The organism is Bacillus sp. FJAT-26390 (assembly GCF_001682865.1).
In the GTDB taxonomy this organism is placed as follows: domain Bacteria; phylum Bacillota; class Bacilli; order Paenibacillales; family Paenibacillaceae; genus Pristimantibacillus.
In genome coordinates this window covers 25,033-51,727 of record NZ_MAQX01000005.1, presented here as the reverse complement: position 1 = coordinate 51,727, position 26,695 = coordinate 25,033, and the positions used below count along the sequence as shown (strand labels likewise).

The 26,695-nt window shown below is 50.3% G+C and carries 28 protein-coding genes; 24 read left to right on the top strand and 4 right to left on the bottom strand.

Annotated features, from left to right (window positions below; all coding sequences use genetic code 11):
• Nucleotides 1-271 precede the first annotated feature (271 nt).
• The 5 genes from urtA (at nucleotide 272) to urtE (ending at nucleotide 5,105) form a co-directional block, all read left to right on the top strand.
• Nucleotides 272-1,546, top strand: coding sequence for an urea ABC transporter substrate-binding protein (gene urtA / locus A7975_RS10440; protein WP_065385136.1), 1,275 nt, complete (start codon nucleotides 272-274; stop codon nucleotides 1,544-1,546).
• A gap of 128 nt (nucleotides 1,547-1,674) precedes the next feature.
• Nucleotides 1,675-2,580 (top strand): urea ABC transporter permease subunit UrtB, encoded by a 906-nt coding sequence (gene urtB, locus A7975_RS10435; protein WP_065385135.1) that lies wholly within the window; start codon nucleotides 1,675-1,677, stop codon nucleotides 2,578-2,580.
• 21 nt (nucleotides 2,581-2,601) lie between these two features.
• Complete coding sequence (gene urtC / locus A7975_RS10430; RefSeq protein ID WP_065385134.1) at nucleotides 2,602-3,684, top strand: urea ABC transporter permease subunit UrtC; 1,083 nt, start codon at nucleotides 2,602-2,604, stop codon at nucleotides 3,682-3,684.
• Complete coding sequence (gene urtD, locus A7975_RS10425) at nucleotides 3,656-4,432, top strand: urea ABC transporter ATP-binding protein UrtD (protein WP_065385133.1); 777 nt, start codon at nucleotides 3,656-3,658, stop codon at nucleotides 4,430-4,432. Before urtC ends, urtD begins: the two co-directional genes overlap by 29 nt.
• A complete protein-coding gene (gene urtE / locus A7975_RS10420) occupies nucleotides 4,410-5,105 on the top strand; it encodes an urea ABC transporter ATP-binding subunit UrtE (protein ID WP_065385132.1) in 696 nt (231 codons plus the stop codon). Before urtD ends, urtE begins: the two co-directional genes overlap by 23 nt.
• Nucleotides 5,106-5,574: 469 nt before the next feature.
• Here the strand turns inward: urtE and A7975_RS10415 are convergent, their stop codons facing one another.
• The 4 genes from A7975_RS10415 to A7975_RS10400 all read right to left on the bottom strand — a co-directional run bounded on the left by A7975_RS10415 (nucleotide 5,575) and on the right by A7975_RS10400 (nucleotide 7,765).
• A complete protein-coding gene (locus tag A7975_RS10415; RefSeq protein WP_053373371.1) occupies nucleotides 5,575-5,892 on the bottom strand; it encodes a thioredoxin family protein in 318 nt (105 codons plus the stop codon).
• A gap of 20 nt (nucleotides 5,893-5,912) precedes the next feature.
• On the bottom strand, nucleotides 5,913-6,278 hold the full coding sequence (locus tag A7975_RS10410; RefSeq protein ID WP_065385131.1) for a MerR family transcriptional regulator: 366 nt from the start codon (nucleotides 6,276-6,278) through the stop codon (nucleotides 5,913-5,915).
• 94 nt (nucleotides 6,279-6,372) lie between these two features.
• The gene (locus A7975_RS10405) at nucleotides 6,373-7,242 is read right to left on the bottom strand and encodes a phosphotransferase (protein ID WP_065385130.1); all 870 of its coding nucleotides are present in this window, start codon (nucleotides 7,240-7,242) and stop codon (nucleotides 6,373-6,375) included.
• A 37-nt stretch (nucleotides 7,243-7,279) separates the two neighbouring features.
• Nucleotides 7,280-7,765, bottom strand: a complete 486-nt coding sequence (locus A7975_RS10400; RefSeq protein WP_255314258.1) for a DUF4830 domain-containing protein — start codon at nucleotides 7,763-7,765, stop codon at nucleotides 7,280-7,282.
• A 160-nt stretch (nucleotides 7,766-7,925) separates the two neighbouring features.
• On the opposite strand from A7975_RS10400, the gene A7975_RS10395 reads away from it, so the two are divergent.
• From A7975_RS10395 to hpt, 19 genes are all read left to right on the top strand, one after another.
• Nucleotides 7,926-8,798 carry an SPFH domain-containing protein gene (locus tag A7975_RS10395; RefSeq protein WP_053373367.1) on the top strand — a complete coding sequence of 291 codons (873 nt, stop codon included), beginning with the start codon at nucleotides 7,926-7,928 and terminating at the stop codon, nucleotides 8,796-8,798.
• 12 nt (nucleotides 8,799-8,810) lie between these two features.
• Nucleotides 8,811-9,002 carry a type II toxin-antitoxin system antitoxin gene (locus tag A7975_RS10390; RefSeq protein WP_053373366.1) on the top strand — a complete coding sequence of 64 codons (192 nt, stop codon included), beginning with the start codon at nucleotides 8,811-8,813 and terminating at the stop codon, nucleotides 9,000-9,002.
• Between the two features lie 436 nt (nucleotides 9,003-9,438).
• Nucleotides 9,439-10,212, top strand: a complete 774-nt coding sequence (locus tag A7975_RS10385; protein ID WP_141680273.1) for an ABC transporter ATP-binding protein — start codon at nucleotides 9,439-9,441, stop codon at nucleotides 10,210-10,212.
• A gap of 18 nt (nucleotides 10,213-10,230) precedes the next feature.
• Nucleotides 10,231-10,425, top strand: coding sequence for a hypothetical protein (locus A7975_RS10380; protein ID WP_141680272.1), 195 nt, complete (start codon nucleotides 10,231-10,233; stop codon nucleotides 10,423-10,425).
• A 294-nt stretch (nucleotides 10,426-10,719) separates the two neighbouring features.
• Nucleotides 10,720-11,262, top strand: coding sequence for a stage V sporulation protein T (gene spoVT / locus A7975_RS10375; protein WP_053373364.1), 543 nt, complete (start codon nucleotides 10,720-10,722; stop codon nucleotides 11,260-11,262).
• A gap of 154 nt (nucleotides 11,263-11,416) precedes the next feature.
• Complete coding sequence (locus A7975_RS10370; RefSeq protein WP_065385128.1) at nucleotides 11,417-13,369, top strand: polysaccharide biosynthesis protein; 1,953 nt, start codon at nucleotides 11,417-11,419, stop codon at nucleotides 13,367-13,369.
• Nucleotides 13,370-14,264: 895 nt separating this feature from the next.
• Entirely contained in the window at nucleotides 14,265-15,755 is a 1,491-nt protein-coding gene (gene yabN, locus A7975_RS10365; RefSeq protein WP_065385127.1) for a bifunctional methyltransferase/pyrophosphohydrolase YabN, read from the top strand.
• 180 nt (nucleotides 15,756-15,935) lie between these two features.
• Entirely contained in the window at nucleotides 15,936-16,208 is a 273-nt protein-coding gene (locus tag A7975_RS10360; protein ID WP_053373361.1) for an HU family DNA-binding protein, read from the top strand.
• Between the two features lie 3 nt (nucleotides 16,209-16,211).
• Nucleotides 16,212-16,502: an RNA-binding S4 domain-containing protein gene (locus tag A7975_RS10355; RefSeq protein ID WP_053373360.1), complete on the top strand. Its 291-nt coding sequence runs from the start codon at nucleotides 16,212-16,214 to the stop codon at nucleotides 16,500-16,502.
• A 101-nt stretch (nucleotides 16,503-16,603) separates the two neighbouring features.
• Nucleotides 16,604-17,350, top strand: a complete 747-nt coding sequence (locus A7975_RS10350; RefSeq protein ID WP_065385126.1) for a hypothetical protein — start codon at nucleotides 16,604-16,606, stop codon at nucleotides 17,348-17,350.
• Between the two features lie 166 nt (nucleotides 17,351-17,516).
• Nucleotides 17,517-17,804 carry a sporulation protein YabP gene (gene yabP / locus A7975_RS10345; RefSeq protein WP_053373358.1) on the top strand — a complete coding sequence of 96 codons (288 nt, stop codon included), beginning with the start codon at nucleotides 17,517-17,519 and terminating at the stop codon, nucleotides 17,802-17,804.
• Nucleotides 17,801-18,409, top strand: a complete 609-nt coding sequence (gene yabQ / locus A7975_RS10340) for a spore cortex biosynthesis protein YabQ (RefSeq protein ID WP_065385125.1) — start codon at nucleotides 17,801-17,803, stop codon at nucleotides 18,407-18,409. The genes yabP and yabQ overlap by 4 nt, the downstream gene beginning before the upstream one ends.
• Before the next feature lie 8 nt (nucleotides 18,410-18,417).
• Nucleotides 18,418-18,726, top strand: a complete 309-nt coding sequence (locus A7975_RS10335) for an FtsB family cell division protein (RefSeq protein ID WP_053373357.1) — start codon at nucleotides 18,418-18,420, stop codon at nucleotides 18,724-18,726.
• A gap of 148 nt (nucleotides 18,727-18,874) precedes the next feature.
• Entirely contained in the window at nucleotides 18,875-19,393 is a 519-nt protein-coding gene (locus A7975_RS10330; protein ID WP_053373356.1) for a S1 domain-containing RNA-binding protein, read from the top strand.
• A 512-nt stretch (nucleotides 19,394-19,905) separates the two neighbouring features.
• Nucleotides 19,906-22,398, top strand: coding sequence for a stage II sporulation protein E (gene spoIIE, locus A7975_RS10325; protein WP_065385124.1), 2,493 nt, complete (start codon nucleotides 19,906-19,908; stop codon nucleotides 22,396-22,398).
• A 526-nt stretch (nucleotides 22,399-22,924) separates the two neighbouring features.
• Nucleotides 22,925-23,650, top strand: a complete 726-nt coding sequence (locus A7975_RS10320) for a vWA domain-containing protein (RefSeq protein WP_053373354.1) — start codon at nucleotides 22,925-22,927, stop codon at nucleotides 23,648-23,650.
• Nucleotides 23,634-24,557, top strand: a complete 924-nt coding sequence (locus A7975_RS10315; RefSeq protein WP_053373353.1) for a serine/threonine protein kinase — start codon at nucleotides 23,634-23,636, stop codon at nucleotides 24,555-24,557. Before A7975_RS10320 ends, A7975_RS10315 begins: the two co-directional genes overlap by 17 nt.
• 41 nt (nucleotides 24,558-24,598) lie before the next feature.
• A complete protein-coding gene (gene tilS / locus A7975_RS10310) occupies nucleotides 24,599-26,011 on the top strand; it encodes a tRNA lysidine(34) synthetase TilS (protein ID WP_082198129.1) in 1,413 nt (470 codons plus the stop codon).
• A 51-nt stretch (nucleotides 26,012-26,062) separates the two neighbouring features.
• A complete protein-coding gene (gene hpt, locus A7975_RS10305; protein WP_065385123.1) occupies nucleotides 26,063-26,602 on the top strand; it encodes a hypoxanthine phosphoribosyltransferase in 540 nt (179 codons plus the stop codon).
• The last annotated feature ends 93 nt before the right edge of the window (nucleotides 26,603-26,695 follow it).

The window sequence follows — 26,695 nt, the reverse complement described above, 5'->3', positions numbered from 1 at the left end:
ACCTAATGTTATAATTTCTATCATAAATAACCCTTTTCAATCATATATGAAAATGTAATCTATCCAATATGTCATTATACATAACGTTAAACGCAGGAAAATCCCCCAAAAAGCCCATTTTTCAATAAAATTTTATCCTTTAAAATTTATATGTAAACTATATTGACATCCATATAATGGGCAAACTATAATGAAAGCACGAACATTGGAAGTCTATTCCAAGGGATTGTTCGGATATAGAGACAAATATAACAATTTGGGGAGTGGGAATATGAAAAAGAGAATGTTTTATCAGTTTAGCTTGTTGCTTGTGGCATTATCGCTAGTATTGGCGGGCTGTGGAGCTAGTAACAACAAACCAGCATCTACGAATGGGGAGACGGATAAGGCAACAAATACAGCAAATACGGGAGCAAGCGCAGAGGGGGAAATTAAAGTAGGAATTTTGCACTCGCAGAGCGGCACGATGGCCATAAGCGAGGTGTCGGTAATCGATGCGGAAATGATGGCGATTGATGAGATTAATGCCGCTGGCGGCGTATTGGGCAAAAAAATCGTACCCGTGCTTGAAGACGGAGCATCGGATTGGCCGACCTTCGCAGAGAAAGCCCGCAAGCTGATCTCCGAGGATAAGGTCGCAACGGTGTTCGGCGGATGGACATCTGCTAGCCGTAAGGCGATGAAGCCGGTATTCGAAGAGCTGAACGGCTTGCTCTGGTATCCGGTGCAATACGAAGGGCTTGAATCTTCCCCGAATATTTTTTACACAGGCGCAACGACCAACCAACAGATCGTTCCTTCGGTTTCGTGGCTGCTTGAGAACCGCGGCAAAAAGTTTTACTTGCTCGGATCGGATTATGTATTCCCTCGTACGGCAAACCTCGTTATCAAAGAGCAGTTGAAGGCTGAAGGCGGCGAGTTGGTTGGCGAAGAATACACGCCGCTTGGCCACACGGATTACAGCACGCTGATCAGCAAAATTAAAGCAGCAAAGCCGGATGTCGTATACAACACGCTTAACGGCGATAGCAACGTCGCTTTCTTCAAGCAATTGAAGGATGCAGGAATTACGGCAAAGGACTTGACGACCTTGTCTGTATCGGTAGCAGAGGAAGAAATTCGCGGTATCGGCGTCGATGTGCTGGAAGGTCATTTGGCGGCATGGAACTACTACCAAACGACGGATACGCCAGCAAACAAAACGTTCGTCGAAAACTACAAAAAGAAATACGGTGACGAGCGCGTAACGGCAGATCCGATCGAAGCTGGCTACACGGCGGTTTACTTATGGGCAGCAGCGGTTGAGAAGGCAGGTTCTATAGAAGTGGATAAGGTGAAGGAAGCGGCAAAAGAGCTGGAGTGGGATGCTCCAGAAGGCAAAGTGAAAATCGATGGCGCTACACAGCACATTTACAAAACGGTTCGGATCGGTGAGGTGCAAGCTGACGGTCAATTCAAGGAATTGTGGAATTCGGGCGAAGCTGTTAAGCCTGATCCGTATCTGAAGGGTTATGACTGGGCGGCAAGCATTCAACCAACGGAATAATTCATAAGCAGGTCATGGTCTAATACGCAGCAATGCATGGGGGAGTATTCGATCGCTTCGAATGCTTCCCTTCTGTTTTATCGAAGCGGTGATGACAGCTGATGTTCATGCATGAAAGGGGTGGTCATATGGAAGTGTTTCTGCTGCAGCTATTTAACGGTTTGAGTATTAGCTCTATTTTGCTTCTGGTGGCGCTTGGGCTAGCCATTACGTTTGGCTTAATGAAGGTCATCAACATGGCGCACGGCGAGTTGATTATGATTGGAGCTTACTCCACTTATTTAACGCAAAATCTATTCCATGATTATTTGCCAAAATCGATGTTCGACTGGTATTTCGTGCTCGCCGTTCCGGTTAGCTTTGCGATTGCGTTTTTGTTTGGCCTCATTCTCGAAATGTCTCTTATCCGTTTCTTATACGGACGTCCGCTGGATAGCCTGCTTGCGACATGGGGCGTTGGTCTTGTGCTGCAGCAGCTTGCGAGGTCGATCTTCGGCGCGCCAAACGTGGCGGTTACAAGTCCGGCATGGTTAAACGGCGGCTTAAAGATTATGGATGGAACTCTGCTTCCTTATAAACGGCTTTTTATTATCGCACTCGTCATTTCCTGCTTGGTGGCGATGTATTTCTACATCTACCGCAGCCATGAGGGAAGAAGGATGCGCGCGGTTATGCAAAACCGTGACATGGCAGCATGCCTTGGCGTATCGACGCGGCGGGTTGATTCGATGACATTTGCTATTGGCTCCGGAATTGCCGGAATCGCGGGTTGTGCGTTAACGCTGATCGGGCCAATAGGCCCCTCGCTTGGCACCTACTATATCGTCGACGCGTTTATGGTCGTCGTGCTTGGCGGCGTCGGCAAGCTTGTCGGAACGGTTCTGGGTGCTACGGGGATCGGCATGTTCAATACGCTGTTTGAGTATTGGACGAATGCATCGCTTGGCAAGGTGCTGGTGTTTGTCTGCATAGTGGCTTTCCTTCAATGGAAGCCAATGGGGCTCGTTGCGATGCGTTCGCGGTCGCTTGATTAAGATAAGGAAGGTGGGACGCTCATGCGATTGCAAAAGTTTACGCCTCAGCGAATATGGATACTGATTGGATATGCCGCTGCGGCTGCCGCGCTATTCTCGGCACCGCTCTTTGTAAGTGATTTTCGACTTAATCTGCTGGCGAAATTTCTAGCCTTTGCTATAGTTGCGCTTGGGCTTGATCTAATATGGGGCTTTACGGGGATATTAAGCCTCGGTCACGGCATTTTCTTCGGGCTTGGCGCGTATGCGATGGCGATGTATTTGAAGCTGGAAGCAAGCGGGGGGAAGCCGCCGGATTTTATGGGCTGGAGCGGCCTTAAGGAGCTTCCGCTGTTTTGGCAGCCATTCCAAAGCTTCTGGTTTGCGGTTGCGATGGGAATTGCGATACCTGCACTGCTCGCGCTGGTGCTTGGTTATGTCACGTTCCGCAACCGGATTCGCGGCGTGTACTTTACGATTTTGACGCAGGCGCTCGTTATTATTACGACAACGCTGCTCATTGGCCAACAAGCCTTCACGGGCGGGACGAATGGAATAACAGGCTACTCTACCGTGCTTGGATTTTCGATTGGCTCACCGGATACGAAGCGCGTGCTTTACTATATTACGGTCGCTGCACTCATTGGCATATTCATATTTTGTCGTTTCGTAATCGGCAGCCGTTTCGGCAAAGTGCTTCGCGCGATTCGCGACGGCGAGAACCGCGTTCGATTTATTGGCTACAATCCAGCGATTTATCAAATGGTGGTGTTTACGATCTCTGCCGGAATTGCGGGTATTGCAGGCATGCTGTTCGTGCTTCATGTCGGCATTATTTCCCCGTCCATGCTCGGCATTGTGCCTTCGATAGAAATGGTGTTGTGGGTGGCAATTGGCGGTCGTGGAACGCTCGTTGGCGCAGCGCTTGGCGCCATTCTAATGAACTGGGCAAAAAGCGAGTTCAGTACGGCGTATCCCGAAGGCTGGCTGTTCTTTATGGGCTTGCTGTTCGTGGTGGTCGTCGTGTTTATGCCAAAAGGCGTCGCGGGTTTGGTTAGCCAATTGAAATTCCGCAAAAAGAGGAGGGAACCGAAGCATGAAGGAGTCCGCAATCCTGCTGTGTGATGATGTGACGGTTGATTTTGACGGGTTTAAAGCGATCCAAGGGATGAATTTGCAATTGGAAAAAGGCGAGCTGCGTTTCCTGATCGGCCCGAATGGCGCCGGCAAAACGACGATGCTGGATGTGATCTGCGGCAAGGTGAGGCCAACGGCAGGCCGGGTAACGTTTGGGGGCAAGGTGGACATTACGAAGAAGAAGGAGCATCAGATCGCAGAGCTTGGCATCGGCCGCAAGTTTCAAGCGCCTTCGATCTTCCCGTCTATGACCGTTGCTGAAAATTTGGAGATCGCGATGCGGCAGAAGCGCGGCGTATTCGCCACTCTCTTCGCTAAGATGGAGGAGGAGCAGCGCGCGCGAATCGACGGTCAGCTTGTGATGATAGGTCTCCAGAAGAAAGCGGAGTGGCGGGCCGGCGGTTTGTCGCATGGCGAGAAGCAGTGGCTGGAGATCGGTATGATGCTGCTCCAGGAGCCGGAAATATTGCTGCTTGATGAACCGGTAGCAGGGATGACGGACAAGGAAACGGATAAGACGGGTGAGCTGCTTCATCAAATTGCCCGCAAGCGTTCGATCGTTGTCGTTGAGCATGATATGGAGTTTGTCCGCAACTTTGCGAGCAAGGTTACGGTCATGCATGAGGGACGGCTGCTTAAGGAAGGCACGATGGATGAGATTCAGCGGGATGACCGCGTAGCTGAAGTGTATTTGGGGAAAAGGCGGGATGCCGATGTTAGCCGTTCAACAGCTTGAGGCCGGATATGGGGAAAGCGTTATTTTGCGAGACGTATCGCTAAAGGTGAAGCAAGGGCAGGTTGTCTGCCTGCTTGGGCGCAATGGCGTCGGCAAGACGACGCTTATGAAAAGCATTATGGGACTGCTGAAGGCAAGGGGAGGCTCCGTATCGTACAACGGAAAGGAACTGACGAAGAAGGCGCCGGGACTGCGGGCAAAAAGCGGAATCGGCTACGTGCCGCAGGGCCGCGAAATATTTGGTCAGCTGTCGGTCTATGAAAACTTGCTGCTCGGACTCGAAGCCTCGCGGTCGAAGGCTGCCGCTATTCCGGAGGAGGCAATCGCCAAGTTCCCGGTGCTTCCGACTATGTACACGCGCCGCGGCGGTGATCTCAGCGGCGGGCAGCAGCAGCAGCTTGCATTCGCAAGGGCGCTTGCCTCAAAACCCGAGGTGCTGCTGCTCGATGAACCCTGCGAAGGGATTCAGCCCTCCATCGTAGATGATATACGGGATGTTATTCGGTCGATTAAAGCCGATGGCAGGACGGCGATTCTGCTGGTGGAGCAAAGCTTGGAGTTTGTGAAGAGCGTCGGCGATTACTTCTACGTGCTTGAGAAGGGCGCGGTCGTATGGGAAGGCGGCTTGGAGTCGCTGAGCGATGAGGTTATTCGCAAATATTTGACGGTATAAGATTGGTTCGGTTTAAAACAATGGAAAACGAGCCTTAGAATCGCTTCTAAGGCTCGTTTGGCATGTCTTCAGTAACTCAAACCCCGCCTGTACCTCGAATTATTGCAGCTCGGCACAAATAACGGGAATTTCTCCAGCTAATTTTTCAGTAAAAGAATGAACCGAGCATTTAGCTGGAAAATCTCCAGTTAAAATGAGCGTTAACGCATCAAGCGAGGTGAGGGATAGAGAATTAGCGGGAGAAAATCCATCTAAAGCTGATTTTCGCCGGATATTTCTTGATTTAACAGGAGGTTTTCCTGTTCATTATTCAGGCAGCGGTGTTCTCTGTCCGTTGGAGCAACAGATCGCCCGGAGGCTAGCATCTGCTGCAAGTCATGCGCCCCTGCTTACGGCAAGAGGACTGAAGAATGATGCGTTTTCGTTGTCCCCTTGCGAGTTTCAGTTGGGGCGCTGATGCAGCGTGATTTTACAAATGCTTTTCGACTACCGCTTGGTAAAGAGATTTGGGGCGCAGCCCGACCAGCTTATCCATCGCCTGCCCATCCTTATAGACGATAACGGTCGGCGTGCCTAACACGCCTGCCTCTGAGGCGGATGCCGGCAAATCCTCGCAATTCACCTTCACGATACTGACTCTGCCGTTCATCTCCTGGTCGAGCTCATCTAATACTCCGAGCAGTGTCTTGCAGGGCGGGCAAAAAGGCGCGCTATAGTCGACAAGAACGACGCCCTCGCTAACGATCGACTTCAGCATGCTGTCTGATTCCGCGTTCATAATGGCCATCTGTATTTCCCTCCTTATTCCTATTCATCATTTCCTTGCTCTTGCTGTCCAAGAAAGGCGATTCGGTCGATCAAATTCGCTTTAATTTGGTTCAGCTCAACAATTTGCCGCTCGATTTCAGCCAACTTTTTGCGGTAAACCGGCATCACTTCAGTGCAAAATGCCTCTTTATTTTGAAGTACGCAAGTAAGAAAACTGGCAATCTGCTCCGTCGTTAAGCCAAGATTCAAATAAAGCTTGACCGTCTCCACCGTCTCTATCGTTAGAAGCGTATATTCACGGTAACCGTTAGGCTGACGGACGGATGTGATCAAGCCTTGCTGCTCGTAATAGCGCAGAGAACGAATGCTGACGCCTGTTGTCCGCGATAATTCACCAATTTTCATAGCAAGCCCCCGGGTTTATGAGAATGGTATAGCATCAGTATAAACAGTGACATTAATGTCAGGGTCAATGATTATTTTGAGAAAACAGAAAACATCAATGGCTGATTAAAGTCTTCCAGTAGCTCCAAGCCTTCAAGTAGTCGGATAAATCTTGCGGATGATGCTTGAGGCAGATTGCTATGCGGTAATAAAGTTGAATGATGACTTCTTCAACGAGCTTCGATTGTGAAATGCCGGTCTGATGCAGCAAGCTGAATGCAGGCATTAACGTTTCTAGATTTAAATCATCAGGAGATGAGCAGAAAGCGTAAAGGAAATCATAGAGCGGAGGGCCGATAATCGGTGAAGGGTCGATAACTCCGGTTAGAGCATCCTGTTCAAAGACAAAATTGTGGACGCCGCAATCGCCATGAAGCAGAAATCTGTCCTGTTCCTCGCCTAGCGCGGTATTTTCTACAAATGACTTTACGACGGAGTAATCCTTAAATGACAGATGGCTCCCCACCTGATCCCGAGCATATTCCACTGCAAGAGCCAGAAAGTCACGCCATGTATCACAAGGCTCCTCCAGCCAATACCCCCATTTATCTGAATCGCTGAAGCGTTTGTAATGGTTGATAAGCCCGCTTGCCAAAATCGTCAGCCATTGCGCCTTCGACCCGCGTTTATAAGCGGTTGTTCCTGTAAGGTAGGAATAAACAAAAAATGCGTTATCAGGGGCTGTGTAGATAAGCTTAGGCAAAAGAGGGCTGTCCCTATAGGTTTGTTTGAACTGTGTGACTAAAGAGATGTGCTGCGGATGATCGAGCTTTAACACGTATTTTGGCGCTTCGTTAACTTGAACGGTGAAAACAAGCCCGTCCGTCGTACCGTCCATTTGATTTTTAACCTCGGAGCGGCTGTCGATTACTCCCTGCGTGCGAAGGTTTTGAACGATATCATTCACATTAAGTTTTATTGTCATGTTTAGAACCTCCGATTCAACATTCAACAGGTAACGATTAATTTTGCGTAGTGTTCGTGTATTTCTCAACCCAATGTTCACGCCATTCTTGAAAAGGTTGATCCTGAAGCTCCTCTAAGGTCTTGCCGTCTATCGACCAATAGCCGCCGTCCGACGCGTCGCCGTGTGGGTGCGAGGTTCCTCCTATTGGTTTGTGATCCGCCACATAGACATAAACGTCGACTTTCTCTTTGCTGAGCGGGTGATTGGTTACGATGAACTTTTGGACTTGAATGGTTTTGCCAAAATAATCGGAAGGATCGGCGGACTGTAAACCCCAATATATCATATAGGGCAGCTCAATAATTTTTTGCTTCGTTAGCTCGTAGCTATATACAATGCCTTCGTTAGAGACGATATAGTATCCTTTTTGCTCGAGATAGCTCTGAGGCTCGGACCGCTCTAACGTTGCGTTCTTTTCGCTCGTACAGCCGGTGGAAAAGGAAAGCATGAAAAGGATCAAAACATATTTCAAAGCAATCACCCCAGTCTTCTTCTCTCGTTTCTTGTGACGAAAGCCAACCGCTTATTGTTGCGAATAGGCATAAGTAATTTAGCGGAGAGGGATTGCTTATATTTGTAAAAAGTGATATCATTTTTATATCAAAATAATATAGTGGATGATGACAAAGGGGTGGGGTTCGATGAATGAGAAGAAGGCCTGGTATGTGAGTGGCTATATGGCTTTGCTGTTTGCGGTTGTTGCTGCTGGCGGCGGTATTTTTCTAATTATATTTGAAGCGTCGAAAGATAACGGGTCTGCTATTCTGATTGGAGCAGGTGTATTGTTGACGGTGTTGTCTGCGCTATGCCTATCGTCGCTTATGATCGTGCAGCCAAATCAAGCGAAGGTCGTTACGTTCTTCGGGACGTATATGGGCTCTGTGCTTGAAAGCGGCTTGTGGATGGTGCTTCCGCTGACGACAAAGACGAATATTTCGTTAAAAGTACGTAATTTCAACAGCCAGACGCTTAAAGTGAATGATGCGGAAGGAAACCCTGTTGAAATCGGCGCGGTTGTTGTTTTTAAAGTAATGGATACGGCTAGAGCGTCCTTTGATGTCGATAACTACGAAAGATTTGTAGAAATTCAGAGCGAGACAGCCGTTCGGCATATTGCAGCTCAATATCCGTATGACATCTTCTCTGACAACGATGCGCTGTCGCTAAGAGGCAATGCGGATGAGGTGGCATCCGAGCTTAACCGCGAGCTTCAAAACCGGCTAGCGGTCGCAGGAGTGAAGGTGCTGGAAACGCGTCTGACCCATCTGGCTTATGCGCAGGAAATCGCAAGTGCGATGCTTCAGCGCCAGCAAGCCATTGCAATCGTGGCGGCGCGCTCCAAAATTGTCGAGGGTGCAGTCGGCATGGTAGATATGGCGCTTCGGCAGCTTGAAGCAAATGGGATCACGTTGGACGACGAGCGCCGTGCTGCGATGGTGAACAACTTAATGGTGTCGATCGTGTCCGATCGCGCCGCTACTCCTGTCATTAACACGGGAACCTTGTACGGCTAGAGGCTGATTGTTATGGCAAAAGAAAAAAAAGCATTTCCGCTTCGCTTGGATCCTGATCTTCATCGTGCGCTGGAGCAATGGGCGACAGATGAATTTCGCAGCGTCAATGGGCACATTGAATTTTTGCTAAGAGAAGCGTTAGGCAAGGCAGGCAGGCTTAAGAAGCCTAACAAGGCGGAAGATAAGGCAGAGGACAATCAATAAACTAACCTTCGGGACATAAAAGCGATTATCGTGTTTTTAGCGGTAATCGCTTTTTTGATGATGATCAGCACGTAAAATGAAGCGGGAATTGAAAGGGAAATATTTTTAAATGTTATAAAACCTAACATTGTAATTGACAGAACCGTATGATCGGCACTATACTACGAATTAACGTTAGGTTTTATTACAATTGCATATCGACTCTCGCTAGCGAATGATCGCGAGAGCAGCAAGCTGTCTAGGGTTCCGTTCGAACGACTTGCAGCACTCGGCTATGATCGGGTGGGCACGGGTTTGAGTTCTGGTCCGAGAGATGGCGTATAGCAAGCGGCAGCCTTGATTGGCGCCTAGGCTGTATAACACGGAAGGATAAAAGCCTGGGAGATTTTCTCCCGGGCTATTCATTTTTTGTACAACAAATTTTGGGAGTGATCTTATGCTGGCTGCGAAATCGACAAATGGAACGATTGAGATTCAGGGATTGCAAAAGGTGTACGAGTCGAAAAAAAGCCGGTTTGAAGCGCTTCGCGACATCGACCTGACCATCGGGGAAAATGAATTTCTTACGATTGTAGGCCCATCTGGCTGCGGCAAATCGACGCTGCTTCGGATGGTGGCAGGCCTTGACGAGCCAAGCGGCGGATCACTCACGGTAGACGGGGAAGACATTATCGGGCCGGGCGCCGATCGCGGAATGGTGTTCCAAGGCTACACCCTCTTCCCGTGGCTGACCGTCCGCGAAAATATTGAGTACGGGCCGAAGCTGAAGGGCATATCGATTTTGGAGCGCAGAAAAATATCGAATTATTTTCTAAAGGTTATTCGTCTGGAATCATTCGACAAGGCTTATCCGAAGCAGCTTTCGGGAGGAATGAAGCAGCGCGTTGCGATCGCTCGCGCGTTAGCCAATCGTCCGAAGGTGCTTTTGATGGATGAACCATTCGGCGCGCTTGACGCACAAACGAAGCTGGAGATGCAGGAAATGCTGCTGGAGGTATGGGAGAAGGAGAAAACGACGGTTCTCTTCATTACGCATGATATTGACGAAGCGATTTTTTTATCGCAGCGCATTGTCGTTATGGGAGCGGGACCTGGCCGCATTTTGAAGGAGTTTCGGGTGGAGCTTCCGGAAGGACGCACGCCGGAGGTGCGTGAGCATCCCGATTTTCTGTCCTTGAAGCGTGAGTTGGCACAGCTGCTTAAGCATTAATCAGACGAAGGAGGAAATATGATGACCACAGCTGGCATGAATGAAAAGTCTTTGGAGCAAGGTGGCCGCGAAGCAGCTTCCTCTTCTCCGCCCCAATCTCGATCAAAGCTCCTTAAGGTGCTTGGAATCATCGCAACCATTATGTTTTATCGGCATCCTGCAGCTCTCTCCGGAGCGGCAGGATGTTTTCTGTCTAATGGGACAAAGCGCTGAGTAGAGCATCGACTGGGTCAAAAGCTTCTGTAAGGCATGCAAGCAAATGGAGAAAATGGGGCATGCTGAAAAAGGATAATAAGGAAGCGGGGACATGATGGCGAGAACATTCATGGCGCCTAATCACAAAGAGATGGAACGTTTGGCTGAAACTGTAGTCCGTGCATAAGAAATTGGGAGCGGATGAATACTATGGTCAGATTCAAAATCTTTTGAAGGATGTTTCTTCTTCGTTATAAACAAGCTGAGTATCCAGTCGATTCAAAATCCTCTAGGAAAGCGGGGCAACAAGAAATGAAAGCAACTGGAATTGTACGTCGCATCGATGATCTCGGGCGTGTGGTGATTCCGAAGGAGATCCGCCGTACACTGCGTATTCGCGAGGGTGACCCTCTAGAAATATTTGTAGATCGTGATGGCGAAGTTATTTTGAAAAAATATTCTCCTATCGGCGAGCTTGGTGACTTTGCCAAAGAATATGCGGAGTCGTTATTTGAGGGAACGAACCATGTTACATTGATCACGGACCGGGATACCATAATCGCAGTTGCCGGAGCCTCCAAGAAAGAGCTGCTTGATAAGCAGGTTGGGGCCGTTCTGGAGAGCTGTATGGAAAATCGCAGAACGCTCGCGGAAGCGAACGGCGGCGCATTTGAGATTGTGAAGGATACGCAGGAAACGTACAGCTCCTTCGTTATTGCGCCGATCATCGCCGGCGGTGATCCTATTGGTACCGTTGTGCTCCTCAGCAAGGATGAGTCAGTGAAAATGGCCAATATGGAAACGAAGATGGCTGAGACGGCAGCTGGCTTTTTGGCCAAGCAGATGGAGCAATAGCACGAGTGCAAGGCAATGAAAACAGCAATAGCGAAGAAAATGACAGCTTCTTTGATCGAGAGAAATCTCGATTGAGGAAGCTTTTTCAAGGTTTGTGATTGTGAGGTATAATAGATACCAAAATCAATCGAGGGATAGGCAGGAGCGTGGAAGGATGGGCCGCAAGCCAAGGGGAAAAGAGCATGCAGCGAATATGCTCAAGCTTGTGGACGGGCGTAAAGCGGGTAGAGATGGTGAGACTCCGGCTAAAGAGGGGCAATTGAAGGAAGTGGCGGCGGAAGAGCTGCCGTTTGAAGGCCGGGTTCCCGTAGCGAAAAGCTCTAAGCGGCTGCTCATGAACGGTGTCGTCCTGATGGCGGGCGCCGCTCTGTTATCGAAGCTAATCGGTGTTTTTCAAAAAATACCGCTGCAAAATTTGGCGGGGAATCGCGTATTTGGCATTTATAATGCGGTATATCCGTTTTATCAGCTGGCGGCTGTTCTGGCGACGGCTGGTTTGCCTACGGCTGTATCGCTCTTGATCGCAGAGAGGCTGCGCAAGGGAAATGACCCAGAGGGCGTCAGGCGTACGTTATTTGCGGCGTTGCTGCTGCTTGGAATAACAGGAATCGTTACGTTTAGCTTCATGTGGGCAGGCGCTAGTCACGTGGCTGAATGGATTGGTGATACGGATACGGCTGGCGCGATTCGCTCGGTCTCGTTTGCGCTGCTGCTGGCTCCGTTCGTTGCCGCATTGCGGGGATATGTACAGGGCTTGGGCAGGATGGGGCTGTCCGCTGCCTCGCAAATCGTAGAGCAGATGATACGCGTTGGCGTCATGCTTCTGGTGCTTGCGATGAGCTGGTCGTCGATTGGCTGGACAGACGCTTCCGTAGCGTTTGGCGTTATGAGCGGCTCGGCGTTTGGGGCGTTGGCTGCGCTGCTAGTCCTTGCCGTATATGTGTGGAGACAGCGCCGCCGCAAGCGGGATGCCCGTGTAGCCGGTGCATTGCGCGGCGAAATGAAAAAACTCGCGGCAATTGCGCTGCCGGTCGCGCTTGGGGCAGTTGTCGTTCCCGCCCTCGGAGTCGTGGATGCCTTTACGGTTCCGAGATTGCTTCAGGCTGGAGGAGCGTCCGAGGCTAATGCGATGGCGCTGTTTGGCGTATACAGCCGGGCGCAGCCGTTGGTACAGCTTGTTGTTATGGTAGCAGGAGCCGCGGCCGCAGCGCTTGTGCCTGGCATTGCGCTCGCGCGAATGCGGGGCGCTTATGGACAGCTGCGCGTCCAGCTCTCGCTTGCGGAACGCGCGGCATGGGCAATCGGCGCGGCGGCGGCGCTTGGCCTAGCCATTCTTGCGGAGCCGCTAAATGTGATGCTGTATGCCGACTCCAATGGCACGATAGCATTTGCGTTAATAGGCTGTACCGCGCTTGCGGGCAGCGTTAACGCCGTAACCGCGCCAGTGCTGCAAGGGCTTGGCGCGGTGAGGATTCCAGCAGTGCTGCTGCTTATTGCGGCGCTGCTAAAGGGCGTGATGAACGCCATGCTTGTACCGGCTTACGGCATCGAAGGAGCGGCCATTGCCGGCGTAGCAGCGCTAAGCGCGGCAGCCGTGCTGGGCGCGGTCGCGGTGCGATATATCGCTGCGGGCGCTGGCGCTTCGATGGCGGGGAGCTGGGGAGGCGCGGAGCGGGATTTGAGTTTGGGAGAAGGGGCGGCTGATAAGGAGAGTGTAGGTGCGGGAGTGCGAGCGGGTGGAAGAGCGAGTGTGGATGAACGGGCAGTTGAAAAAGCGAGCGAGCGTATGCAAGCGGGCGGGAAAAGGCGAAGGCCGCTGCTTGGACGCGCGGCCGCAGGCACGGGCTTTGCGCTCGCGGCGATGGCCGCGGCGCTTGTTGTCGCCGAGCGAGCGCTTGGCGCCGCGCTAGGCGGGCTGCCGCCTCGGGCGGCAGCAGCTGCGCTTGCGCTGACGTGCGTAGCCGTCGGCGCTTGCGCCTTTGGCGCCGCGGCTTTGCGCGGCGGCGCCATTAGCGCGCGCGAATTGCGCGCGCTGCCGGGCGGCGGCGTACTGGCCGCCCGCCTGCGGCGCTGGCGGCTTATTCCGCCGGCGAAGGATGAGCGCTAGCGCCTGTTAGCGCCGCCCGCCTGTCATAAGCAAAGCTGAGAAACAGCTCGGCTGATGCAATAAGCATGGACTCGGCGTATACGATAATCGCAAATTCGTCCAACATAATGGTTGTAAGAACATATAGGCTCTTACAACCAAAGAACGGCTAGGTTTCACAGCCTATAAGCACAAATACGTGTTAACAGCACTAAATCGACGCACAAAACGCACTGCAAATTTGCCGTAAGAACACATACATTCTTACGGTCCAATTTCAGTTGGTTTTCACAGCCTATAAGCACAAATACGCGCTAACGGCACCAAATCGCCGCACAAAACGCACTGCAATTTCGCCGTAAGAACATATACGTTCTTACAGCCCGATAATGGCTGGATTCCACGCCTTATAAGCACAAACACGTGCTTACGGCACCAAATCGACGCATAAAACGCACTGCAAATTTGCCGTAAGAACACATACATTCTTACGGTCCAATTTCAGTTGGTTTTCACAGCCTATAAGCACAAATACGCGCTAACAGCACCAAATCGCCGCACAAAACACACTACAAACTCGCCGTAAGAGCACATATGTTCTTCAGCCGAAGAACAGCTGCGATCTACAGCCTATAAGCACCCATTACCTGCTTACAGCAGCGCGTCACGGTGCAAAAAGGCCGCCAAAAGTAACAATTTTGTGCAATATATTGATGTTTCTGACGAATTGGTCCATTATTACTTTTTGTAGCAAAATAGCGATTATCATTTTGCTGCTTTTCTCTGTCTCTCTCGCCTTCAACGATGCAGCATACATAATCGTGTTCTAAGTGTTCTAAGTGTTTCTAACTGTTCTAAGCTGTCCTGGCTCCCAGCCATCACAGCTCAAAATATGTTCAAAGGAGGCTTAACCAACATGACGGCTCCAAAACTTACAGTCGTTGGACTAGGCTCGGGCGACCCCGACCAAATGACGCTTGGCGTATGGCGCAGGCTGCAGGCGGCGAACCGCATATTTGTGCGTACGGCGCAGCATCCGGCGATGTCGATGCTTCAGGATAATGGCATCGCTTATACATCATTCGACGCTCTTTACGAGCAGCATGAGTCCTTTCCGGACGTATACAAGGCGATTGCTGAGGCGCTTATTGCCGAAGCCGAAAACACCAGCGAGGACGAATCGCTCATCTACGCGATTCCCGGTCACCCGATGGTAGCCGAACGTACGGTTCAGCTGCTGCGCGAGCAATGCCCTGAAGCGGGCATTGACCTGCAAATTATCGGCGGCGAGAGCTTCCTGGATCAAGCGTTCGTCAGCCTTGGAATCGATCCGATCGAGGGGTTTGCGCTTCTTGATGCGGCAGATTTGCAGCCATCTCTGCTGCAGCCGCAGTTGCATACTTTGATTGGCCAAGTGTATGATGCTTTCACGGCATCTGATGTTAAGCTCGCCCTCATGGAGCGTTATCCAGATGATTACGAGGTTGTTGTCGGGCATGCTCTTGGCGTTGCTAACGAGCAGCAGATCATTCGCGTTCCGCTATACGAGCTTGATCGTACGCCGGGCTATGGCAATCTATCGCTCATCTGGGTGCCGCGCTCCGAAGATGCGTCGCTGCGCAACCGCTCCTTCGAGCGGCTGCATGAGATTGTTTCCATTCTGCGCAGCCCGGAGGGCTGTCCGTGGGATCAAGAGCAGACGCATCAGTCCCTTCGCAAAAATTTTATCGAAGAGCTGTACGAAGCGCTGGAAGCCATCGACAACGATGATCCCGACGGTATGCAGGAGGAATTTGGGGATGTTATTCTGCAAGTGATGCTTCATAGCCAAATGGAAGAAGAGACTGGCGCTTTTTCTGTCTATGATGTGATACAATCACTTAACGAGAAACTTATTTTCCGCCACCCGCATGTGTTTGGGGATCTGGATGCTAGCGATTCGCAAGAGGCATTAGTCAACTGGGAGCAAATGAAGGCCGAGGAAAAACGCCTGAAAGGAACCGATGTGAACCGCCCATCGGTGCTCGATGGCATTCCGCCCGATCTGCCAGCCCTTATGAAAGCTTATAAGCTTCAGAAAAAAGCAGCTAAGGTAGGCTTTGATTGGGACACGCTTGACCCCGTGCTCAGCAAGATAGAAGAGGAACTCGCAGAGCTGCGCGAAGCGATTGCTTCTAAGTCCGAGGAGGAGCAGGCCTCGGAGCTTGGCGATTTGCTGTTTGCGGTCGTCAATGCCTCACGCTTCATCCATGCCGATCCGGAAGAGGCGCTTTCTCGCACGAACAAAAAATTCCGCAGTAGATTTGCGTATATTGAGGAACAGCTTCGTATAAGCGGGAAGCAATTTGACCAGACTGATTTAACAGAAATGGATCGTTGGTGGGATGAGGCTAAACGCTATTCGTAGGTTTCATTTCGTCATGAATCGCCTTTTTTCCACACGAATCGCAAAAAAATTTCAAATAGCGGCAGGATTTATTTGCTAGAAGGCAGAATAAGTATTCTTCGTGAGAGTAAGAATTGAAAGTAACGGCGGCGCTACAAGCGTCGACCACAAATAACGGTAACGAATTAGGAGGATTTTATAATGAACAAAACAGACTTGATCAACAACATTGCAGAAAAAAGCGGTTTGACTAAACGTGACGTAGAAGCAGTACTTAACGGCTTCTTGGGCGAAGTAACAGATGCACTTGCAGGTGGCGATAAAGTACAATTGATCGGCTTCGGTACTTTCGAAACTCGTAAACGTGCTGGACGCACTGGCCGCAACCCGCAAACAGGCGCTCCAATCGAAATCTCGGAAGCAAAAGTTCCTGCATTCAAAGCAGGCAACAAGTTGAAAGAAGCTATCCAATAATCAATGCGATTGGATAAATTTCTTAAGGTATCCCGACTGATCAAGCGCCGTACCGTTGCGAAGGATGTTTCCGAGCAAGGTCGCGTATGGATTAACGGCCGCGAAGCGAAAGCTAGCAGCTCCGTTAAAGTCGGTGATGAGCTCCAAATCCAATACGGTCAAAAAATCGTAACCGTGCGCGTTGAGCGAATTGCGGATACGACCCGTAAGGATGAAGCCGGAGAGCTGTATACCTTGGTGAAAGAAGAGCAACGCCCGCGCGAGAACACGCTCGAGTGGGAACAGCAGCAATAACAACCAGACTGCCCGCAAGCACAAAACTTGCGGGCAGTCTTTTTTTGCACATGCCTGTTTCAGCTTCGTCATTATTGTTTATTTACTCGGAGGACTATTGAATGAATCATGTGCAGCTCCCTATTCCGGAGTATCGGCGGAAGGGTTTTTCTTTGCTTGGCGACGCGTTTTCTCTTTTTTTCAGGCATGCGTTCCCTATTCTTTTTTTTGTTGCTATTATAGCGGTCCCAGTGGAAGCGATAAAAAACTATTATTATTTCGAGCCTGGAAGTGACAGCGGTTTTTTTGATTCCGTGTCGCGGTGGGATAATTTTATCGGGCTTTTCTTTTTGAGCGTCATCACGCCTATGATCGTCCACTACTTGCTTGGTCAAATGACTGCGAGTAACGCCGGAAAGAGGCAGTCTCTTCTGTGGGGCATGCGCAAATGGGTGCGAATGATCATGTACGGCTTTTTGCAGAATGTCATCTTGTTTGCAGGAATCATTATGCTTGTTGTGCCTGGGTTGATATTCGCAGTATGGCTGATGCTGATGCCTATCTTTGTGTCGGCCGAGGATACTTCGCGGAGCAATCCGCTGCAGGAATGCCGGGGAATGGCGCGCGGACGCTTTTTTAAATTTGCAGGGTATGCGGTGGTCGGCTATGCCGTGATCATTTTGATCAGCGTGATAACTGGTCTTTTCTCAGCCATCGTACCAAACGAATCCTGGATCACTGCCACTATTTTTGATGTATGGATCGATTGGTTCAGCGAGCTGATTACAGTCGTATTTCTGCTAGTCTATTTACAAGTGAAGACCGAAACCCGCGACTTGTTGCCGGAGCCCGCCAATCCACTAGAATAAGTTCTAATTCTCGCCCTCGTCCCATAAGCTAGTCTAAACGTATAAGACAGGATAAGCCCCGCGCTTATACACTGCTTATATTTGAATGCGGAACGTATGCCGCGCCGCCCATTGGACGGCGGTAGCCGTTTACGCCTAGACTGCTAACGAAGCGGAGGACGAGTCTATGGTTGACCAAGGCAAGGGGCAGAAGCGTCAGGAAGTCAAAATGCTTAATCGCAAACTGCTGGAGCTTACCGGCGTCGTGAACGTGGAGAGCTTCGACAGCGAGGAATTTTTACTTGAGACAGAGCTTGGCTACTTGGAGGTTAAGGGCCAAAATTTGCATATGAAGCATCTTAGTCTCGAACAAGGGCAGGTGGCAATTGAGGGGCTCGTCCATTCGCTCGCCTATTTGGATGGAAACAACGCCTCTTCAAAATCAAAAGGGCTGTTCGGGAAGCTATTTAAGTGACGCTTAGTATGCAATGGTTGACGATGGCAGTCATGCTCCTGTCGGGGCTTGGCATGGGAACGGTGTTCGACGGCTATCGGGTCATGTCGAATGAGCTGAAGTTTCCGCGCTGGTGGCTGCCTGTGCTTGATGTCATCTATTGGATGGCGGCGGCGCTAGTCGTCTTTCGGGTGCTGTACGCCAGCAACAACGGCGAGGTGCGGGCGTACGTTTTTATTGGACTGGCTATCGGCATTATTCTCTATTATTTGCTGCTCAGCAAGATCGTTATCATTGTCGTAAAATGGGTCATAGGAGCGGTGCGAAAGCTCATTGCTTTTGTGCTCAAATGCCTCGAAATCCTTATCGTGAAACCGATTTTGCTGCTCTACAAACTGGTAATGGTTATTTTGGCATTTGGGTCTGCACTCACTATTTTCGCATTAAAAATTGTGGTACAATTGGTTCGTCCATTTTGGAAATTGTTACTTTGGATGGTAAGGCCAGTCACTCGTCCGCTTGGACGCTGGCTGTCGCCCTACTTAGCCAAGTGGCAATTGGCCGAGAGGCTGAGCAAGATCGGACTACTAATTGCCCAATTGTGGAGCAAATGGTTTAGGAGGTAATACCGCTCATGGCAACAGCTGCTGTAAATAAGACTCCAGGGAATGCTGGAACAAAACGCCGGTTCAAACTGTGGATGATGTTCATCGTGCTATTTATGGGCTGGGCGGGATACACCATCTTTGGCCAGATGCAGCAGAAGAACGCCACTGGCGTTAAGCTAACTACAATACAAGGGCAGCTGGAAGCGTCCACCAAAGAAACAGAGGCGCTCAAACGTCAAATTGAACGGTTAAACGACCCAGAATATATCGAACAACTAGCAACAAAAGAGCAGGGCATGGTCAAGAAGGGCGCGCAGCAGATTTTCAGCGATTAAATAGGGCTCCAAATCGGGTGAACGTCTGTTGACCTTACTTGAACGGTTCGGTTATAATCACGTTAATAGCGTTTTCGCAAAACTTTTAGCATATGCTTATGAACTCAGTTTTGCTTCGCATAACTTTTAGGGAGGAACATTTTATTTTATGGCAATTGAAGTGGGCGCTAAGTTAGAAGGAAAAGTGACAGGCATTACGCATTTTGGGGCATTTGTCGACTTGTCGGGAGGTGTCACGGGTCTTGTTCACATTTCGGAAATTGCTGATAATTACGTCAAAGACGTGAAGGATCACCTGAAAATCGACGATGTCGTGAAAGTAAAAGTGATCAACGTGGACAAAGACGGAAAGATCGGACTTTCCATTAAGCAAGCCATTGACCGGCCAGAAGGCCAACCAGCGCCACAACAACGCGAGCGTCACAGCGGAGGCGGCGGTGGAAGCACTGGCGGTAGTGGTGGTGGTGGCGAACGTTTCAACCGCGGTGGCGGAGGCGGTGGTGGCGGACGTCCCTTCAACAAGCAATCGTCTGGCAGACCGGCATACGGTAAACCGTCATTCGAGGATAAAGTGTCACGTTTCCTGAAAGACAGCGAAGAGCGCATCTCCTCTTTGAAGAAGAATACGGAGGGCAAACGCGGCGGACGCGGTGCCAAGCGAGTATAAGCTGAATCGTCATAACATTATACAGGAGCAGAACCTCATTGGTTCTGCTTTTTTTGCGTGCGGAAACAAAGAATCGGGCGCGTATCTTGGTAAGCGCTTACCATTTGCTGTCGAAGCGGGACGTTGCACCTGGTAAATGCCGGTGAATAATTGCCGATTGGAAGCGGAGCCATCTGTTTGGCACGGTCATTGTCGTTTGTCAGCGTCCTAGCTGCTGGAAAAAAATACTTTTCCCCGATCCTCCCTCATTCCCGACAGGTTACAACGTGATTTCGCCATCATTTGAATGATTTACAGCACATATTTTGTTGGCGGCAATTTGCTGGCATGGGATATAAAAGATGGGACAATCCCATACGGAGCATATGTTTGACCGCGTACTGACAATGGCCGCGACGCCTATTATTTATGTCGGAAAAAATTTACAATCGTGTTACGTTAACTGACAAACTTCATGCGGACAACCTCCTATAATGAAAAACACATTACATTCGGAATGGTGGTGTCTGCTCATGGAAAAGGAAAACGCGGTTGTGCTTCCAGGTGTGAAACGGACAAGTCTGGCTCAAACGATGTTGCAGAAAGGTCGGGAATGGGCCGCCGCGCGGCGATTCATTCAAGTCATTTTGGCCAAAAAGTGGACATTTTTACTCGTGGGTGTAGCCTTCCTGCTCGGAAGGGCGGTTATACTCGAATCGCTAATGCCGTTTGCTATCGCTTATTTCGCTGTTATCTACTTTATGCGCAGGGATATTTATCCGTGGGTGGCAATCTCCTTGGTAGCGGGAAGCTGGCTGGCAGCCGATCCGGCGCCCATGTGGATTGCGATGGAAATTGCGGTGTTGTTTCTATTTCTGAAGGGTTTGGAGGCGTATGAGAAGGCGGAGCTGTCATCGGCGCCGATTCTGGTGTTTGCGTCAACGCTATTGGTGCAGATGTTCAGCGTCTTTATAGGGGACGAGCTTAGCTGGTATAACTTTATGCTCGTTGTCGTGGAGGCGGCGCTCAGCTTTGTGCTTACGTTGGTGTTTATACAAGCGATTCCCGTTTTAACGATGACAAAGAAATCAGCCTCGCTCAAAAACGAAGAAATCATTTGTTTAATGATTTTGCTCGCGTCTGTCATGACAGGGGCGGTTGGCTGGGTGTTCTACGGCTTGTCGGCAGAACATGTGATGTCTAGGTATATGCTGCTGTTATTCGCTTTAGCAGGCGGCGCCCCGCTTGGCGCTTCGGTCGGTGTTGTTGCAGGACTCATTCTAAGCTTGGCTGACTTTGGCGCAGTCGTTCAAATGAGCTTACTCGCGTTTGCGGGATTGCTTGCTGGCTTGCTGCGTGACGGCGGCAAAATGGCAGCGGCATTCGGAATGTTGCTTGGGACATCGATTTTATCCATATATGTAGGGAGTCAGGCTGATGTTATGAGCTCAACCTGGGAGTCGGTAGCGGCCGCTATTTTTCTTATGCTGACGCCTCGTACGATGATTCGTACGATCTCGCGGTATGTGCCGGGTACGAATGAGCATGCCAAATCGCAGCATGAATATGCAAAGAGGGTGCGTGAGGTAACGGCTGACCGCGTATCGCAATACTCTGAAGTGTTCAGCCAGCTGTCGCGCAGCTTTGGCCAGCTCAACAACAGCGTTACAAATTTGAACCGGGAGGATGAGATTAGCCACTTTATGAATTCGGTAGCCGAGCGCAGCTGTTCGAGCTGCCACAGGCAAAACGCATGCTGGGAGGACAAGTTCTTTCATACGTACAAAATGATGACCGATATGATGACTACTGTAGAGGAGGATCGTGTTCCGTCCGCCAAGGAGATACCTCGGGCTTGGTCAGCGCACTGCGTCAAATCATCCCAGGTACTTATGGATATGACACAACAGTACGAGCTATACCAAAATAATATGCACTGGAAGAAACAAATATACGATTCCCGCCGGCTTGTTGCGGATCAATTGCAAGGCGTATCGCAGGTAATGGTCGATTTGGCCAAAGAGATTAAACGAGAGGGGCAGACGCTGCATTTGCAGGAGGAGCAAATTCGAGAGGCGGTGGAAGGACTCGGCTTATCGGTTCAAGGGATTGATATTGTAAGCTTGGAGGAGGGAAATGTGGACATAGAGGTATACCACGCATTTGGGCAGGGGTATGATGAGTGCCGCAAAATAATTGCGCCTCTGCTTAGCGATATTTTGGGCGAGCATATCGCAGTCAAGTCAGAGCGCCCGCCAACAAGAAGCGGAGAACCGACGCTCGTAGCCTTCGGCTCGGCCAAGCAGTATGAGGTGGAGACCGGTATTGCGGGCGCGGCTAAAGGAGGAGATCTGCTGTCAGGCGACAGCTTCAGCATGGTTGAGCTTGGTAACGGCAAGTTTGCTGTTGCGATTAGTGACGGCATGGGCAATGGCGAACGGGCACGGCAGGAGAGCAGCGCGGCATTGTCTATTTTGCAGCAGCTGCTGCAGTCCGGCATGGATGAGAAGCTGGCGGTGAAGTCCGTCAATTCGGTGCTCTTATTGCGTTCATCCGATGAAGTATTCGCTACCGTCGATTTGGCGATCGTTGATTTGTATACGGCGCAGACGACGTTTATGAAGATAGGGTCAACCCCAAGCTTTATCAAACGAGGAAATGAGGTCATTCCGGTAACGGCAAACAATCTGCCTATTGGCATTCTTCAAGATATTGACGTTGATTTTGTCTCAATGCAAATGCAGTCCGGCGATACACTCGTTATGATGAGCGACGGCATTTATGATGCTCCGGGCCTTGCCGTCAACAAGGAGCTATGGATGAAGCGCATTATTAGCGAGCTGGATACCGATGATCCGCAGGAAATGGCGGATGCGCTGCTTGAGAAGGTCGTTCGCCATCATAACGGCGAAATCGTGGATGATATGACAGTGCTCGTTGCGCGAATTGACAAGCATTTGCCGGAGTGGGCGTCATTCCGCTTTCCCGGCATTACGCGCATGGAGCGCCCAAGGACGGTGAGCTAGCAAGTATTACTTTGTAACATTGGGTAATCCGCGCCAGAACGGTGAGCTGGCGATTGGATCTATTCTTTAATCAAGCGGAAGCCTTTTTGTCTGCCTTGCTGATCGGAGGCTGGCGGCAAAATGGCTTCTTTTTGCGGTTTAATTGGTTAATCTGGCGTGTGGGAATAGTGGGTTAAAGCTGTGCATGCAAAATCATCTCACTATATGGGTGATGTACCCGTATCTTCCATCTCCGAAACAGAAGCTTATCATCTATTTATTGAACTTATAGAATTAGCCGATGAATGATATAGTTGAAAGGATTCCTTCCGCCACATGATGGCGGGATGTAGGCTGCCGCATTCTTGCAATTGCAATTATTGATCTTTTTACGACTCTAGCTGTTTATCCCTCTCAAAAAAGGCAAAGCTAATAGAAAGGCTGAGGCTAAGCCTATGCTTTCGAAGCTGTGTTTGATTCTCAGACACTGAGCCTATGCTTTCGAAGTTGTGTTTGTTACACAAACACTAAAGGAGGATAAACAGTTATGAAGCAAATATTATTAATAACGGATGGTTGCTCGAATGTGGGGCTTAGTCCGGTAGTGGCGGCTGCGCATGCGCATTCGGATGGGATATCGGTGAATGTGGTGGGCGTGCTCGATCAGGGTGATGTAGGTGAGCTAGGAGCGACGGAGATTGATGAGATTGCGCGCGCGGGCGGGGGACTCAGCAGAATGGTCAACATGCGCCAGCTGTCCCAGACGGTGCAAATGATGACGCGCAAGACGGTCGTGCAAACGATTCAGCTGGCGGTGCAGAAGGAACTGAAGCAAGTGCTCGGAAATGGGTCGATTGAGGCGCTTCCGCCTGAGAAGCGCGGTGATGTGGTTCGCGTAATTGACGAGCTTGGGGAAACATCGAGCTTACAGGTTGCGCTGCTTATTGACGCAAGCGCCAGTATGAAGCCGAAGCTTGCTGCTGTGGAGGAGGCCATCCGTGATTTGATGCTCAGCCTGCAGGCTAGGCAGGGGAAAAGCGAAATCTCGGTTTTTCATTTTCCAGGCTCAAGGCATGGGGATGATTGCGTGATGGATTTAGGCTGGACGAGTCATCTCAATGGCGTACAGGGCATTTTTCCAAGGCTGCAAATGGGCGGAACGACGCCTACGGGGCCTGCGATCATGCAAGTGATTGATTTTTACCGTCAGGGAGATTATGGTAGGAAGAGCAGAGACGAAACGGATGGGATGATGAGTGACTACGTCGTTTAAGGTTGATCTTCGCCGCGGCATGGTGGTGACCGGCAAGTGGAAGCAGGGGCGATACAGAGTTGAGAGGTTGCTTGGGGAGGGCGCAAACGGTAAAGTATATCTCGTACAGCGCGATCGCAGCTGGTATGCCTTGAAGCTTGGTCTTGATGCGATTGATCTGCAATCCGAAATTAACGTATTGCAGTCGATTGCCAAACAAAAGCAGCACGGGCATGAACCTTTTCTTTTTGACGTGGATGATTTGTACGGGCCGGATGGACGGGAATATCCCTTTTATATTATGCGCTACGTTCCGGGCGGGACGCTGGGCGACTACTTGAAGCAAAACGGTACGGAATGGTTTCCGCTCGTTGGCCTGAACCTGCTTGGCAAGCTGGCGAAGCTGCATCAGGCTGGCTGGGTGTTCGGCGATCTCAAGGTGGAAAATGTAATGGTCGCCGATTATGGGCACGTGGAGCTGGTTGACTATGGCGGCGTGACGTCGTCAGGCAAAGCGATTCGCCAATTCACGGAAATTTATGACCGCGGCTACTGGAACGGCGGCTCGCGGTCGGCAGACCCGAGGTACGATCTGTTTTCCTTCGGCGTGCTTTGCATTCAGCTGCATGAATCGAAGCGGCTCCACCAGCTGACGCTTGAGCTATTGCCTCAGAACCGATCCGCGGGCGACCTGATGCAGATTGCGGAAGCGAGCCCGTCGCTTAAGCCGATCGCGGGCTGGCTGCGCAAAGCCTTTGGAGGCCAGTTCGCGGATGCCGGAGAGGCATCTGAAGCATGGCGATTATTGATGCATAGACGGGATACGCACAGGCACTCCTCTACGCCAGTGTGGCTGAAGGGGCTTGTTGCCGCCTCTGCCGTCCTGCTCGGGACTTCGGTTTATTGGTTGCTGCGCAATGTGCTGTAAGATCAGCCAGGAGCAGGGGAGTGAAGGTGAGGGAACTACATATGAATCTGCGTAACGAACTTGAAAAAGCAGCGGCGGAGCGAGGGCTGTGGTCAACGGGCGATTGCATCGTAGTGGCGGTTTCCGGCGGTCCGGATTCCATGGCGCTGCTCCACATGCTGGCTGCTTCTGCGAAAGAAAGCGACTTAACGATCATTGCAGCTCATGTGAATCACGGCTTTCGCGTTCAGGAGTCGGCACATGAGCTGATGGTCGTTCAGGCATTCGCGGAGAAGCTAGGCATTGTTTGCGAAACTGTCACTTTCGACATGCCTTCTTATATAGAAGAAACGCGTATGAATGGACAGGCGGCCTCGCGCGAGAAACGATATTCATTTCTGCACGAGATCGCTGCGCGTTACGGAGCCACTCGAATTGCGCTAGCCCATCATGCAGATGATCAAGCGGAGACCGTGCTTATGCGGGTCATTCGGGGGACAGGCTTAACCGGGCTCGCTGGAATCCTTAGCAAAAGGCGAGAAAAAAACGTGGAACTTATCAGACCGCTGCTTCGTATGAAGAAGTCAGACCTTCTGCGTTACTGCGAACAGCATCAAATCCCGTACTGCACGGATAGCAGCAACAAGGAACGCCATTATTTCCGAAATATTATTCGGCTAGATATTTTACCGTATTTATCTCGGCACAATCCGCAGCTATCCCAATCGCTTCAGCGGCTTGCTGAAGTAGCAGGGGCGGAAGACGAGTGGATGGAGAAACAAACCGAAGCGTTATTCGCGCAGCTCGTTACGTTATCCCCCAATGAATGCGCGATTGGCTGCAACGATTTGCATGGTCTCCACGTCGCTTTACAAAGGAGATTGATTAAACTAATATTAAGTTATCTTTCTAAAGAAACGGAAAAGATATCCTTCGAGCAGATTGAGACGATGCGGCTTGCTGCTTCCGCTCATGCCCCAGCAACCTGGCGGATCGATGCCGGTGCCGGTATTCGCTGCGCTCGTGAGTACGATATGATGCGATGGCTTCAAGTTCCGCAGCATTCGTCAGACGAAGCGAGCGACTATTCGTATGAGGTTGGAAGGGACACAGCCAGCTTGAAAGTCGACCCGTGCGGATGGACATTTGACTTTTTCCATGCATCTGCAGAAGATAGCCGTAAGCCAGCTTCACGTTATGAAGCTTGCTTCGATGTTTCAGAGTTATTGTTTCCGCTCGTCGTTCGAAATAGGCGACCGGGCGACAGAATTCAGGTTTTAGGATTAAATGGTTCGAAAAAAGTGCAAGATATGTTCGTTGACGAGAAAATTGCTCCGCTGAAGCGGGAGTCGTATCCATTGCTGTTCGATGCAGCGGGGAAATTGCTCTGGATTCCGGGCATTCGCAGATCTAGCCACGCACTGACGGAGACGCGCACGCAAGGTGTGCTTTTCATAAGGGCTGGCAACGAATAAGAAGCACTGGTACACTCATAAACATAGTTAAGGCGTAGGGGGATTTCTACTTTGCAGAACGATATTCAAGAAGTATTGTATGACCAGCAGCAAATTGGTGACAAGGTTAAAGAGCTTGGTGAAACACTAAGCAAAGATTTTAGCGGACGCAATCCGCTCGTTATTTGCGTTCTTAAGGGCGCATTTATTTTTATGGCGGATTTGGTTAAGGAAATGACAGTGCCGCTTGAAATTGATTTCATGGCCGTGTCTAGCTATGGGCAATCGACTAAATCATCTGGCGTTGTCAAAATTATTAAAGACCTTGATGTATCAGTCGAAGGCCGCGATGTTCTGATCGTTGAGGACATCATCGACAGCGGGCTAACGCTCAGCTATTTAATCGATGTTCTTGAGCGCCGTAATGCGAAGTCGGTCACCGTCGTTACATTGTTCGATAAGCCGGCTCGCCGTACAGTGGACTTGGAAGCGGATTACAAAGGCTTTACGCTGCCGGACGAGTTTGTTGTCGGTTATGGACTGGATTTTGCAGAGAAATATCGCAATCTCCCTTACATTGGCATTTTGAAGCCGCAGGTCTATGAGAAATAATAGCGATTCACCCGTACATGCCCTTCTCCGTACACCTCTATTGTTATGGAAAGTCATGCTATGGTAAAATATTTTAAGCGTCTGAGAGGAGGT